Below are 13,766 nucleotides of genomic sequence, written 5' to 3'. Positions count from 1 at the left end.
CGAACGACGTGGGTGGGCACAGGCCTTGCTCTGCTAGCATGGCCTTTTCCCTGTATCCAGAACAATGCTTGCGTTCATCCTGCGCCGCCTGATCCAGGCCGTGATCGTCATGGTCTCGGTCGCGTTCATCGCGTTCCTTCTTTTCCAGTACGTCGGTGACCCCGTGGTGTTCCTGCTCGGGCAGGACGCCACGCCCGAGCAGATCCGCGAATTGCGTGCCGACCTCGGCCTCGACAAGCCTTTCTTCGTTCAGTTCGGGCATTTCCTCATGAATGCAGTGCAGGGCGAGTTCGGCCTGAGCCTGCGCCAGGGGGCGAAAGTGTCCCGCCTCATTGCCGAACGGTTCCCCGCCACGCTCGAGCTCGCGCTGGTTGCAGCCCTGCTCGCGCTGCTCATCGGCATTCCGATGGGGGTTTATGCGGCGTTGCGCCGCGGCACGTTCATGAGCCAGATGTTCATGACGCTGTCGCTGCTGGGCGTGTCACTGCCGACCTTCCTCATCGGCATCCTGCTCATCCTCGTTTTTGCGGTGCACCTGGGCTGGTTTCCGAGCTTCGGCCGTGGCGACACGGTGCAGCTTGGCTGGTGGACCTCGGGGCTGCTCACGCCCAAGGGTTGGCACCACGTCACACTGCCGGCGGTCACGCTCGCCATCTTCCAGCTCACGCTGATCATGCGGCTGGTGCGCGCCGAAATGCTGGAAGTGCTGCGCACCGACTACATCAAGTTCGCGCGCGCACGGGGTCTGTCGAACCGCGCCATCCATTTCGGCCATGCGCTGAAGAACACGCTGGTACCGGTGATGACCATCACCGGCCTGCAACTGGGTGGCCTGATCGCATTTGCCATCATCACCGAGACCGTGTTCCAATGGCCCGGCATGGGGTTGCTGTTCATCCAGGCCGTGACCTTCGCCGACATTCCCGTGATGGCGGCCTACCTCTGCCTGATCGCGCTGATCTTCGTGGTCATCAACCTCGTGGTGGATCTGTTGTATTTCGCCGTTGACCCGCGCCTGCGCGTGGGCAAGGCCGGGGGACACTGATGCTCGCGCCGCGACTGAAGGCCAATGGCCGCGTATTTGCACAGATTGCCGAGTTCCACCCGGAGCTCACGGCGTTCCGTCGTGACCTGCACGCGCACCCCGAGCTCGGCTTCGAAGAGGTCTACACCGCGGGCCGCGTGGCCGAAGCGCTGCGCGTCTGCGGTGTCGATGAAATCCACACCGGCATCGGCAAGACGGGTGTCGTCGCCGTCATCCGCGGAAAGAAAAATACCAGCGGTCGCATGATCGGCCTGCGCGCCGACATGGACGCGTTGCCCATGTCCGAGCTCAACGACTTCGCATGGAAGTCGGGCAAGCAGGGCCTGATGCACGGCTGTGGCCACGACGGCCACACCACCATGCTCATGGGCGCGGCCCGCTACCTCGCGCAGACGCGCAACTTCGACGGCACGGCCATCATGATCTTCCAGCCGGGCGAAGAGGGCTTTGCCGGCGCGCGCGTGATGATCGAGGACGGCCTGTTCGACCGCTTCCCCGTGCAGTCCGTCTACGGCATGCACAACTGGCCGTCCATGCGCCCCGGCATGGTCGGTGTGAACCCCGGCCCGATGATGGCTGCGGCCGACCGCATCACGATCGAAGTCACGGGCAAGGGCGGCCACGGCGCGCATGCGTACCTCACCGTCGATCCGGTCGTCGTGTCGGCCCACATCATCACGGCGGTGCAGAGCATCGTCTCGCGCAACGTGCGTCCCATCGACAGCGCGGTCGTCAGCCTGTGTGCGATGCAGGCCGGCGACCTTGGCGCGATGAGCGTCATCCCCGGCAAGGCGACGCTCGTCGGCACGGTGCGCACCTTCAGCCCCGACACGCAGGACCTGGTGGAACGCCGCCTGTCCGAACTCTGCGGCGCGATTGCGCTGGGCTTCGGCGCGACGGCTGCCGTGAAGTACGAGCGCATCTATCCCGCCACGATCAACACCCCGGCAGAAGCCGCTTTCGCTGCCTACGTCGCCGAGTCGCTGGTGGGAGCCGAGCACGTCGTGCGCGACATGGAGCCCAGCATGGGCGCCGAGGATTTCTCGTTCATGCTGCAGGTCAAGCCCGGTGCTTACCTGCGCATCGGGCAAGGCGGCGAAGGAAGCTGTTTCCTTCACAACAGCCGCTATGACTTCAACGACGACATCCTGCCGCTGGGCGCCGCGTTGCACGCGAGCCTGGCCGAGCGGACCATGCCGCTCGAATCCGTTTGACCGACCCTTTCCATCGTAGCCAAGGAGCCATTACATGAAATACCGATCCAGACTCGTTGCCGGTGCCGTCGCGTGCTTGCTGGGCACCGCCAGCCTGCTGGCAGGTGCGCAGACCATCCGCATCGCCAACCAGGGCGACTCGCTGTCGATGGACCCGCACTCGCTGAATGAATCGCTGCAACTGAGCGTCACGGGCAACGTCTACGAGCCGCTCGTCGGCCGTGGCAAGGACCTCGCCCTCGCACCTGCACTGGCCACCTCGTGGAAGCAGACGTCGCCCACCGTGTGGCGTTTCGAACTGCGCAAGGGCGTGCAGTTCCATGACGGCACGCCGTTTACGGCCGACGACGTCGTCTTCACGCTGGCACGCGTGGCCGGCGAAGGCTCGGACCTGCGCAGCAACGTGAACGACATCAAGGAAGTGCGCAAGGTCAACGATTTCGTCGTCGAGATCGAAACCAAGACGCCGTTCCCCATCCTTCCGGACGCGCTGTCGACCACGTACATCATGAGCAAGAAGTGGTGCGAGACCAACCAGGCCACGCGTCCGGTGGACCGCCGCAAGGGCATCGAGAACGCCGCGTCGTTCCGCGCCAACGGCACCGGCCCATACCGCCTGCGTGAACGCCAGCCGAACGTGCGTTCCACGTTCGTGCGCAACGGCAACTACTGGGGCAAGATCGATGGCAACGTGCAGGAAGTCATCTTCACGCCGATCGCCAACGACGCCACGCGCGTTGCTGCATTGCTGTCCGGTGAAGTGGATGTGATGGAACCCGTGCCGCTGCAGGACGTGGACCGCATCAACGCCTCGGCCGGTGCCCGTGTGATTGCCGGCCCCGAGCTGCGTACCATCTTCCTGGGCATGGACCAGAAGCGCGACGAACTGCTGTACTCCAGCGTCAAGGGCAAGAATCCGTTCAAGGACAAGCGTGTCCGCCAGGCCTTCTACCAGGCCATCGACATCGAAGGCATCAAGAAGACCGTGATGCGTGATGCAGCCAACCCGACCGCGCTGATGGTGGGCCCCGGCATCAACGGCTTCATGGCCGAGCAGAACAAGCGCCTGCCGTACGACCCCGAAGCGTCCAAGAAGCTGCTGGCCGAAGCGGGCTATCCGAGTGGCTTCGAAGTCACCATGAACTGCCCGAACGACCGCTACGTCAACGACGCGCGCATCTGCCAGGCCGTCGCCGCCAACCTGGCGCGCGTGGGTGTGAAGATCAACCTCGCCGCCGAAACCAAGGGCACCTACTTCCCGAAGATCCTGCGCCGCGACACCAGCTTCTACCTGCTCGGCTGGACCCCGACCACATACGACGCGCACAACGCGCTGAATGCGCTGATGGCATGCCCCGACGACAAGGGCACCGGCCAGTTCAACCTGGGTTCCTACTGCAACGCCAAGCTCGACGACCTGACCAGGAAGATCCAGGCCGAGACCGACAAGACCAAGCGCGCCGCGATGATCAAGGAAGCGTTCGACGCGCATTCCGCCGACATCGGCCACCTGCCGCTGCATCAGCAGACGCTGGCCTGGGGCGTGAGCAAGAAGGCTTCGCTGGTGCAACTGGCTGACAACTTCATGCCCTTCAAGTACATGAGCATCAGCAAGTAACCGGCACTCACGTACCCGCACGGGCCTGCGCCACAGGCGCGGCCCGTGCTCCTCTCCCGCGCTTCCGTTCCCACGATGAATAAAACAATCGCCCGCTGGCTGGACAGTGATGTCTTCTACAGTTTCCGCACGTCCCCGGTGGCCGTGACGGCCGCTGTGCTCGCGTTCATCTGCATCTTCTGCTCCATCTTTGCCGGCTGGGTCGCGCCGCACAATCCGTTCGACCTCACGACGCTCGAGCTGAGCGACGCCCGCCTTCCACCCGCCTGGGAAAAGGACGGTACGACCAAATACCTTCTCGGCACCGACGACCAGGGCCGGGACATCCTTTCCGCGCTGATCTACGGCGCCCGCATCTCGCTCGTGGTGGGCGTGGTGTCGGTGGTGCTCTCGGTCATCATCGGCGTGGCCTTCGGCCTGCTGGCCGGCTTCATCGGCGGCACGATCGACACAGTGCTCATGCGCCTGTGCGACGTGATGCTGAGCTTCCCGCCCATCCTCGTCGCGCTGCTGATCGCTGGCGTGGGCCGTGCGCTCTTTCCCAACGCACACGAGTCGCTCGCCTTCGGCGTGCTCATCGTCTCCATCACGCTCACCGGCTGGGTGCAGTATGCGCGCACGGTGCGCGGCTCCACCATGGTCGAGCGCAGCAAGGAATACGTGCAGGCCGCGCGTGTGACCGGTGTCGCGCCGCTGCGCATCATGTTCCGGCACGTGCTGCCCAACGTCATGGGCCCGGTGCTGGTGCTGGCGACCATCCAGGTGGCCACGGCCATCATCACCGAGGCCACGCTGTCGTTCCTGGGCGTCGGCGTGCCGCCGACATCGCCGTCGCTGGGCACGCTGATCCGTGTGGGCAACGACTACCTGTTCTCCGGCGAATGGTGGATCACCGTGTTCCCCGGCGTCATGCTGGTGCTCATCGCGCTGTCGGTGAACCTGCTGGGCGACTGGCTGCGCGATGCGCTCAATCCGAGGTTGAGATGAGGCAGGAGAAACAACCCATGAGTCTTCTGCAAGTCAAGAACCTTGTCGTCGAATTCCCGGGCCGTCGCGGCACGCTGCGCGCGCTCGACGACATTTCCTTCGACATCGCGCCCGGGGAAATCCTGGGCGTGGTGGGTGAATCCGGTGCGGGCAAGTCGCTCACCGGTGCTTCCATCATCGGCCTGCTGGAGCCACCGGGTCGCGTGGGTTCCGGGCAGATCCTGCTCGAGGGGGAACGCATCGACAACCTGCCGTACGAAAAGATGCGCCGCATCCGCGGCCGCAAGATCGGCGCGATCTTCCAGGACCCGCTGACGTCGCTGAATCCGCTGTACACGATCGGTCGGCAGCTCACCGAGACGATCCAGACGCACCTGCCGGTGACGGCGGCCGAAGCGCGCGAGCGTGCCATCAACCTGCTCAAGGAAACCGGCATTCCCGCCGCTGCCGAGCGCATCGACCATTACCCGCACCAGTTCTCGGGCGGCATGCGCCAGCGCGTGGTGATTGCGCTGGCCCTGGCGGCCGAGCCCAAGCTCATCGTTGCCGACGAGCCGACGACGGCGCTCGATGTGTCCATCCAGGCGCAGATCATCCAGTTGCTCAAGCGCGTGTGCCGCGAGCACGGCGCAGCCGTCATGCTGATCACCCACGACATGGGTGTGATCGCCGAGACTTGCGACCGCGTGGCCGTGATGTACGCCGGCCGAATCGCGGAGATCGGACCGGTGCACGATGTCATCAACCGTCCCGCGCATCCGTATACCGCCGGCCTCATGGCCTCGATTCCCGACATGGCGGTCGACCGCGACCGGTTGCAGCAGATCGACGGCGCGATGCCGCGCCTCAATGCCATTCCCACCGGCTGCGCCTACAACCCGCGTTGCCCGAAGGTGTTCGACCGGTGCAAGGTGGAGCGGCCGGAACTCATGAATGCCGGTACGACGATGGCTTCCTGCTGGCTGCATGACGCTGCATCCCCGAGCCGTGTGAGCCCTGTCACGGCCAGTGTGGAGGGGGTGGCATGAGCACCGAAATCCTGTCGCCGGTGACCCAGGCGTCCGATTCCACCACCACGCCGCTGGTGCAGGCGCGGGACCTCGCCAAGACTTTCGACGTGTCGGCGCCGTGGCTCAACCGCGTGCTCGAGCGCAAGCCGCGCTCGCTGTTGCGTGCGGTCGATGGCGTGAGCTTCGAAATCCCCAAGGGCCAGACGCTCGCACTCGTCGGCGAATCCGGTTGCGGCAAGAGCACCGTGGCGCGACTGCTCGTGGGCCTGTACGAACCGACGCGCGGCACGATGGTGTTCGACGGCGTTGATGCGCACCAGGAGTTCAAGACACCGAGGGGTCGCCTGCTGCGCCGCCGTGTGCAGATGATCTTCCAGGACCCGTATGCGAGCCTGAACCCGCGCTGGACGGTGGAAGACATCATCGGCGAGCCGCTGAAGGAGCATGACCTCATCACGGACAGCGCGGCGTTGAAGGAGCGCGTGGGCCAGTTGCTGAAATCCGTGGGCCTCTCACCGCTGGACATGGTGAAGTACCCGCACCAGTTCTCGGGTGGGCAGCGCCAGCGCATCTCCATCGCACGGGCCCTGGCCACCGAACCCGAGTTCCTCGTCTGCGACGAACCCACCTCCGCACTGGACGTGAGCGTGCAGGCGCAGGTGCTCAACATCATGAAGGACCTGCAGCGCAAGCAGGGCCTGACTTATCTCTTCATCTCGCACAACCTCGCGGTGGTGCGCCATGTGAGCGACCGCGTCGGTGTGATGTACCTCGGGCGTCTTGTGGAAGTGGCGGACAAGAAAACGCTGTTCGCCAGCCCGCGTCATCCCTATACGCGCATGCTGTTGGATGCGATCCCGAAGATGCACGACACGGGACACGCGCGCACGCCGGTGCAGGGCGAAGTGCCCAATCCGCTGAACCCGCCGACGGGCTGCGCGTTCCACCCCCGCTGCCCGCACGCCAACGACCGCTGCAAGGCCGAGCGTCCGCAACTGCTGGATATCGCCGGCGTGAAGATCGCATGCCACGCGGTGGAGGAAGGGCGCATCTGAGCGTCGACCGGCGCCGCGTCTGGTTCAGGCGTAGCGTTTCGTGCGCAGGTTGTTCTTGATTTCCTTGAGCATCGGCTGCAGCGGCGCGCCGATGCGCAGCGCCACGCAGGTCGCCAGGATGTCGATGATCAGCAGGTGCATCAGGCGCGACACCATCGGGCTGTAGCGGTCGTAGCCTTCGGGGTGGTCGGCGGCCAGATGGATCTGTGCGGCCGAGGCCAACGGCGAGCCGCTCGCCGTGATGGCGATCGTGGTCGCGCCGTTCTTGCGCGCGATGTCGGTCGCATCCATCAGGTCGCGCGTGCGGCCCGAGTTCGAGATGATCACCACGCAATCGCCCGGGCCAAGTAGCGAAGCACTCATTACTTGCATGTGACCGTCGCTGTAGGCGATGGACGTCACGCCCAGGCGGAAGAATTTGTGCTGCGCATCCTGCGCCACGATGCCTGAATTGCCGACGCCGAAGAACTCGATGCGGCGACCGGTCTTGAAGGTCGAGGCCAGTGCCTCCGACGCCTTCTCGATCGCATGTGCGCTTGCATCGTTGCGGTACTTGAGGAACGCCGCCACGGTGTTGTCGATGACCTTCACCACCACGTCGCCCGTCTTGTCGTCCGGGTCCACGCTGCGGTGGATGAAGGGCACGCCCTCGCTCACACTGCCGGCCAGCTTGAGCTTGAAGTCCGACAGCCCGTCGTAGCCGATGCTGCGGCAGAACCGCACGACCGTGGGCTTGCTCACGCCGGCACGCGCAGCCAGCTCGCTCACCGGCAGGTTGGCGAAACTGCGGGCATCCGACAGCACCAGTTGCGCAACGCGCTGCTCGGCGGGTGCGAGCGAGGGCAGCGAGGCCTTGATGCGATCGAGCATGGCGATGTGCTCCCTTCAGGCCTCTTCGCTCCAGCACAGGCCTTCGCGCGCGATCATGGCGCTCGACGCACTCGGTCCCCACGTGCCGGCGACATAGGGCCGCGGCCCCTGCGCATCGCTCTTCCAGGCGTCGAGGATGGGTTCCACCCAGCGCCAGGCTTCTTCCTGTTCGTCGCTGCGCACGAAGAGATTCAGGCGGCCGTCGATCACGTCCAGCAGCAGCCGCTCGTAGGCGCCCACGCGCTCCGAGCCGAAGCGCCGGTCGAAGTCCAGGTCGAGCTGCACGGGGGACAGCGATTGGGCGTTGCGGCGGTTGTCCTGACCTTGTGCGAGCAGATGGAGCTCGAGGCCGTCGCGCGGCTGCAGGTTGATCACCAGCCGGTTCGCTGCGCCCATGGGAGCCTTGAAGATCGCATGCGGCGCAGGCCGGAAGGTGACCACGATGCGGGCGTCGCGCGACGCCAGCCGCTTGCCCGTGCGCAGGTAGAACGGCACGCCGGCCCAGCGCCAGTTGGCGATTTCCGTACGCAGTGCAACGAAGGTTTCCGTCCGGCTTTGCGGGTCGACGCCCGACTCCTCGCGGTAGCCGGGCACGGCCGTGCCGTTGACGCCGCCCGCCGTGTACTGGCCGCGCACCACGTGTTGCGACAGTGTCTCTGCCGTCCATGGCTTGAGCGAGCGCAGCACCTTGAGCTTCTCGTCACGGATCGCGTCGGCATGCGCGTTGATCGGCGGTTCCATGCCGATGGCGCACAGCAGTTGCAGTGCATGGTTCTGAACCATGTCGCGCAGGGCGCCGGTCTGGTCGTAGAACGCGCCGCGCTTCTCGACGCCCAGATCTTCCGCGATGGTGATCTGGATGTTGGAGATGTTTTCGCGCCGCCACAGCGGTTCGAACAGCGCATTGCCGAAACGCAGCGCGAAGAGGTTCTGCACCGACGGCTTGCCCAGATAGTGATCGATGCGGAAGACCTGCTTTTCCTGGAACGAGTGCCGCACCGTCTCGTTGATCGCGCGGTTGGACGCAAGGTCGTGACCCAGCGGCTTCTCGAGCACGATGCGCACTTGCGGCTGGTTCAGCCCGGCTGATGCGAGCTGTTCGCAGACCGTGGTGAACAGCGAAGGCGCGGTGGCGACGTACATCACCACGGTGTCGGCCTGCCGCTCGTTCAGCATGGACGAAAGCCGTGCGTAGTCCTCGGGTCTGGACAGGTCCATGCGCAGGAAATGCAGCATCGCGGCGAAGCGTGCGAACTCGTCCTCGCTCGGGCGTTTGGCAAGTTCGACGCCGCCGAAACGTGACGCGATGAGCGCCCGGTATTGCTCGTGGCTCAGGTCGTCGCGCGCCACGCCGATGATGCGCCCGCCTTCGGGCAATGTGCCGTGGCGGAATGCCTGGAACAGGGCGGGCATCAGCTTGCGCCAGGCCAGATCGCCGGTGCCGCCGAACAGGACGAGATCGAAACTCATGGGCAGGGGATGAACGTGGAAAGGTTGTCAATGTAACTTAGTTCCATGTTTCGGCGCGACCGGCAATCCACGGAAATACGTGGCTTACGGGATGTAACCGGTCGCCTTCAGTGTTTTCCCCATTCGCCACCCGCGTGTGCAGGCCTAAGCTGTACGCGTAATCAAATTACCACCCAAAACATGAAAAAACTCATCCTCGGAGCCACCTTTGCTGCCTTCGCCGCCATTCCGGCCGGTGCCCTGGCGCAGGGCCAGGTGAACATCATCTGTTCCGTGCAGGCCGACTGGTGCAACATGATGTCCACCGTCTACACGCGCACCACGGGTACCAAGGTCAACATGTCGATCAAGGGATCGGGCGAAGCCCTCGCCCAGCTGATCGCGGAAAAGGAAAACCCCAAGACCGATCTCTGGTTCGGTGGCACCGGTGACCCGCACCTGCAGGCGGCAGAGCAGGGGCTGACGCTGGAGTACAAGTCGGTTTCGCTGGCCCAGCTCTATCCCTGGGCGCGCAAGCAGGCCGAGGATTCGAAATTCCGCACGGTCGGCGTCTATCTCGGTCCCGTCGGTTTCGGCTTCAACAACGAACTGCTCGCCAAGAAAAAGGCGACCGCGCCAAAGGCCTGGGCCGACCTGCTCAAGCCCGAGTACAAGGGTGAAGTGCAGATGGCCAATCCGGCATCCAGCGGCACGGCGTACACGGTGATCGCGACGCTCGTCCAGATCATGGGCGAGGACAAGGCGTTCGAATACCTCAAGGCGCTCCACAAGAATGTGAGCCAGTACACCCGCAGCGGCACCGCGCCGATCAAGGCGGTGGCCCGGGGCGAGACCATGGTGTCGATCAGCTTCGTGCACGACGTGACCACCGAGGCGGTGGGCGGCTTCCCCGTCGGCTCGGCGACGCCGTCCGAAGGCACGGGTGCCGAAATCGGCTCGATGAGCATCGTCAAGGGTGCCCGCAACATGGATGCGGCCAAGAAGTTCTACGAATGGGCACTGACCCCCGGCGCGCAGCAGTTCGGCCTCGCGGCCAAGCAGTTCCAGCTGTCGAGCAACTCGCAGACCACGGTGGATCCGCGTGTGCCTGACATCAAGAAGATCAAGCTCATCAACTACGACTATGCCAAGTACGGCGCCAGCGCCGAGCGCCGCCGCCTGATTGCGCGTTGGGAAGCAGAAATCAATTCCCTGCCCCGATGAGCCGCAATCCGAACGTGGCGATCCGCTTGTGGATCGCCACCGGCCTGTTGGCCTATGTGGCGCTGCCCTGGTATGCGATCCAGGACACCGCCTGGTACAGCGTGATGGGCCAGATTTTTGCCGGGCCCGAAACCGCAAACGGATTCGTGCAGGCCGTGCTGCACGGTCGAAAATGGCTGTTGATCGGCATGGCCGGGCTCGTGATCGCCATGATCGCGATCGGCCAACCGCCGGGTCGGCAGCAGGCGCGATGGTTGATCGCGGGCGGCCTCATCGGCAGCGTGGGCCTGCTGGCCAGCGGTTTCACGATCGGGGCGCGGGGCTGGAGCTTCGACCTCTTCAACCGGCAGTTCGGCGAACTGGCTGTGCAGCAGTTCGGGATGGGCGCGGGCGCGTCCCTGGCGTTGCTGTCACTGATCGTGCTCACCGCATTCGGCGTCGCGCGCCATGGCGGGTTCAAGGGCGACCTGTTCGTTGCGGCCAGCGTGCTGGGCTGCTCCGCGCTGCTTCTGCTGTTCATCGGGTTTCCGGTCATCAAGGCCATGTACGGCGCAGTGCTGAACGAGGAAGGGCAGTGGTCGCTCGCCGCGCTGTATGCGCGCATCGGCAATGACCGGGTGTGGTCGCTCGGCTGCGTGTCGGGCGGGGTGCGCTGTGGCGTCGCGTGGAACACGCTGGCGCTGGGGCTACTCACGGCCGCGGGAACGACGATCCTGGGCACGATGATGGCGCTGATGGCCGAACGCGGCACCGTACGCTGGAAGAAGCCGTTGCAGGTGCTCGCGTTCCTGCCGATCATCACGCCGCCCTTCGTCGTAGGCCTCGGCCTCATCCTTCTCTTTGGCCGCGCGGGCATCGTCAACCAGTTCCTGGAGTACGCCTTCGGCGTGGCGCCGACACGCTGGTTCTACGGCATGTTCGGCGTGTGGATCGCCCAGATGTTCGCCTTCACGCCGATCGCGTTCATGATCATGCGCGGCGTCGTGCAGGGGGTTGCGCCCAGCCTCGAGGAGGCCGCGCAGACCTTGCGTGCGGACCGGCGCAAGACCTTCTTCACCGTGACCTTGCCGCTGCTCAAGCCGGGGCTGGCCAACGCCTTCCTCGTCGGCTTCATCGAAAGCATGGCCGACTTCGGCAACCCGATCGTCGTGGGTGGGCAGTTCGGCGTGCTGTCCACCGAAATCTTCTTTGCCATCGTCGGGGCACAGTACGACCAGGGGCGTGCGGCGGCGCTGGCGTGGGTGCTGACGCTGTTTGCGCTGGTGGTGTTCGCGTTGCAGCGCGGCCTGCTGGGCAAGCAGAGCTACACCACGGTCAGCGGAAAGGGCGATGCGGGCATCGCGATGGCGTTGCCCGATGGGGTGCGCCGTACCCTGTACGCAGTGACCGTGCCATGGATGGCCTTTACCGCTGTGGTCTACGTCTTCGCATTCCTGGGTGGCTTCGTGCAGATCTGGGGGCGCGACTGGACGCTCACCTTCGCGCATTTCCGCACCGCGTTTTCCGTGGAGTGGGGGCAGTTCGGCCTGGTGTGGGCGGGCACGGCCTGGAATTCGTTCTTCACCACGGTCAAGCTCGCGGCCATTGCCTCGCCCGTCACGGCGTTGCTGGGCCTGCTGATCGCGTGGCTGCTGGCACGCACGGAATTCAAGGGGCAGGGCTTCTTCGAGTTTGCGGCGCTGCTGGCATTCGCGATACCCGGCACGGTGCTCGGCGTGAGCTACATCCTTGCTTTCAACGTGCCGCCGTTCGAGCTGACAGGCACTGGACTCATCATCGTGCTGTGCTTCATGTTCCGCAACCTGCCCGTGGGCGTGCGTGCAGGCACCGCAGCGTTCCGGCAACTGGACAAGTCGCTCGACGAAGCCTCGCTCATGTTGCGGGCTTCGACCGCACAAACACTCTTCAAGGTTGTGCTGCCACTGCTCAAGCCGGCGCTGGTCGCCGCGCTGGTCTACAGCTTCGTGCGCGCCATGACCACGGTTTCAGCGGTGATCTTCCTTGTCACGGCAGAGAACGAGTTGGCCACGACCTACATCATCGGGCGCGTGGGCAACGGCGATTACGGCGTCGCACTGGCTTACTGCACCGTGCTGATGATCCTGATGTCGCTGGCCATCGCGCTCATCCAGCTGGTGGTCGGGGAGCGCAGGCTGGGCCGCCGCGGGAGCAGCCAGGGCAGCACCCCGACAGTCAAAACCAACCAGGGCACGACATGAGCTCCTCTTCTTCGGCGGGCATCGAATTCCGCAACGTCAGCAAGCGCTATGGCCCGCAAGCCGCGTCGCCGCTGGCAGTCCGCGACATCAGCTTCGAGGTACCCAAAGGCACGCTGACGACCATCCTCGGCCCCTCGGGCTGCGGCAAGACCACCACGCTGCGCATGATCGCGGGGCTGGAGTCGCCCACGTCCGGCCAGATCTTCATCGAGGGACGCGACGTCACCACGCTGGGCCCGGCGGATCGCAACGTCAGCCTTGTGTTCCAGAGTTATGCCTTGTTCCCGCACATGGACGTGCTGGCGAATGTGTCCTATGGCCTGCACATGAGCGGTGTACCGAGGGACCGCGCGAAAGCGCGTGCACGCGATGCATTGCAGGGCGTCGGACTCGTGGGCTTCGACGAGCGGCTGCCCAGCGAACTGTCGGGTGGGCAGCAGCAGCGCGTGGCGCTGGCGCGCGCGCTCGTGCTGGAGCCGGCCGTGCTGCTGTTCGACGAGCCGCTTTCCAACCTCGACGCCCGGCTGCGCCGCGAGATGCGCGAGGAGATCCGCTCGCTGCAACAACGTCTGCAACTCACCGTGGCTTATGTCACCCATGACCAGAGCGAGGCGCTGGCAGTCAGCGATCAGATCATCGTCATGGATCGCGGTGAGATCGCGCAACGCGGCAACCCGCAGGCACTGTATGAATATCCGGCGTCGGAATTCGTCGCGGGCTTCATGGGCGAGGCGATGCTTTTTCCTGCCACTGCCGATGCGTCCGGCACGGTGCATCTGGGCCCGCTCCGCATTACGCCGCGACATGCGGTGCAGCAAGGGCCCGTGAAGGTCGCCGTGCGGCCCGAGGCATGGCACATCGGTGGCGCGGGCAGTGGCCTGTCAGCGCGACTGACCAAGCGTGCCTATCTCGGCAGCCTGTTCGAATACACGTTCGAGACGGAGCTCGGCGCGATTTTCGTGACCTCACCGGACCTGACGTCGGCGCTGGCGATTGGCTGCGATGTCTCGCTGGGTCTCGGGGGACACGGCGTGTCCGTCGTCCAGGTTTCGCCGGCTGCGTAATCCCGGAAAGG

11 protein-coding genes are annotated in these 13,766 nt (G+C 65.0%); 9 read left to right on the top strand and 2 right to left on the bottom strand.

Annotated elements, in window-relative coordinates; all coding sequences use genetic code 11:
* The first annotated feature begins 64 nt into the window (after positions 1-64).
* From ACO2Q9_RS05985 to ACO2Q9_RS05960, 6 genes are all read left to right on the top strand, one after another.
* Positions 65-1,045, top strand: a complete 981-nt coding sequence (locus ACO2Q9_RS05985) for an ABC transporter permease (RefSeq protein WP_423309277.1) — start codon at positions 65-67, stop codon at positions 1,043-1,045.
* Positions 1,045-2,259, top strand: a complete 1,215-nt coding sequence (locus tag ACO2Q9_RS05980) for a M20 aminoacylase family protein (protein ID WP_423309275.1) — start codon at positions 1,045-1,047, stop codon at positions 2,257-2,259. Before ACO2Q9_RS05985 ends, ACO2Q9_RS05980 begins: the two co-directional genes overlap by 1 nt.
* Before the next feature lie 34 nt (positions 2,260-2,293).
* Positions 2,294-3,877, top strand: coding sequence for an ABC transporter substrate-binding protein (locus tag ACO2Q9_RS05975; protein ID WP_423309273.1), 1,584 nt, complete (start codon positions 2,294-2,296; stop codon positions 3,875-3,877).
* Positions 3,878-3,952: 75 nt separating this feature from the next.
* Entirely contained in the window at positions 3,953-4,864 is a 912-nt protein-coding gene (locus tag ACO2Q9_RS05970; RefSeq protein WP_423309271.1) for an ABC transporter permease, read from the top strand.
* Between the two features lie 17 nt (positions 4,865-4,881).
* The gene (locus ACO2Q9_RS05965) at positions 4,882-5,892 is read left to right on the top strand and encodes an ABC transporter ATP-binding protein (protein WP_423309269.1); all 1,011 of its coding nucleotides are present in this window, start codon (positions 4,882-4,884) and stop codon (positions 5,890-5,892) included.
* Entirely contained in the window at positions 5,889-6,929 is a 1,041-nt protein-coding gene (locus tag ACO2Q9_RS05960) for an ABC transporter ATP-binding protein (RefSeq protein ID WP_423309267.1), read from the top strand. The genes ACO2Q9_RS05965 and ACO2Q9_RS05960 overlap by 4 nt, the downstream gene beginning before the upstream one ends.
* Positions 6,930-6,953: 24 nt before the next feature.
* Here ACO2Q9_RS05960 and ACO2Q9_RS05955 read toward each other — a convergent pair whose 3' ends face one another.
* Both ACO2Q9_RS05955 and zwf read right to left on the bottom strand, forming a co-directional pair.
* Entirely contained in the window at positions 6,954-7,799 is an 846-nt protein-coding gene (locus tag ACO2Q9_RS05955) for a MurR/RpiR family transcriptional regulator (RefSeq protein ID WP_423309265.1), read from the bottom strand.
* 15 nt (positions 7,800-7,814) lie between these two features.
* Positions 7,815-9,269, bottom strand: a complete 1,455-nt coding sequence (zwf, locus tag ACO2Q9_RS05950) for a glucose-6-phosphate dehydrogenase (RefSeq protein ID WP_423309263.1) — start codon at positions 9,267-9,269, stop codon at positions 7,815-7,817.
* A 180-nt stretch (positions 9,270-9,449) separates the two neighbouring features.
* Here zwf and ACO2Q9_RS05945 point away from each other — a divergent pair, with 180 nt between their 5' ends.
* Genes ACO2Q9_RS05945 through ACO2Q9_RS05935 form a run of 3 tightly spaced genes read left to right on the top strand, consistent with a single transcriptional unit; the run spans position 9,450 to position 13,755 of the window.
* Positions 9,450-10,472 (top strand): ABC transporter substrate-binding protein, encoded by a 1,023-nt coding sequence (locus ACO2Q9_RS05945; RefSeq protein WP_423309261.1) that lies wholly within the window; start codon positions 9,450-9,452, stop codon positions 10,470-10,472.
* Positions 10,469-12,691 carry an ABC transporter permease gene (locus tag ACO2Q9_RS05940; RefSeq protein WP_423309259.1) on the top strand — a complete coding sequence of 741 codons (2,223 nt, stop codon included), beginning with the start codon at positions 10,469-10,471 and terminating at the stop codon, positions 12,689-12,691. The genes ACO2Q9_RS05945 and ACO2Q9_RS05940 overlap by 4 nt, the downstream gene beginning before the upstream one ends.
* On the top strand, positions 12,688-13,755 hold the full coding sequence (locus ACO2Q9_RS05935; protein WP_423309257.1) for an ABC transporter ATP-binding protein: 1,068 nt from the start codon (positions 12,688-12,690) through the stop codon (positions 13,753-13,755). Before ACO2Q9_RS05940 ends, ACO2Q9_RS05935 begins: the two co-directional genes overlap by 4 nt.
* Positions 13,756-13,766 lie beyond the last annotated feature (11 nt).

It is taken from the genome of Variovorax sp. VNK109 (assembly GCF_049445855.1).
In the GTDB taxonomy this organism is placed as follows: Bacteria; Pseudomonadota; Gammaproteobacteria; order Burkholderiales; family Burkholderiaceae_C; genus JAGOCV01.
The sequence above is the reverse complement of the archived record's forward strand: the minus strand, read 5'-3'. Positions and strand labels throughout refer to the sequence as shown.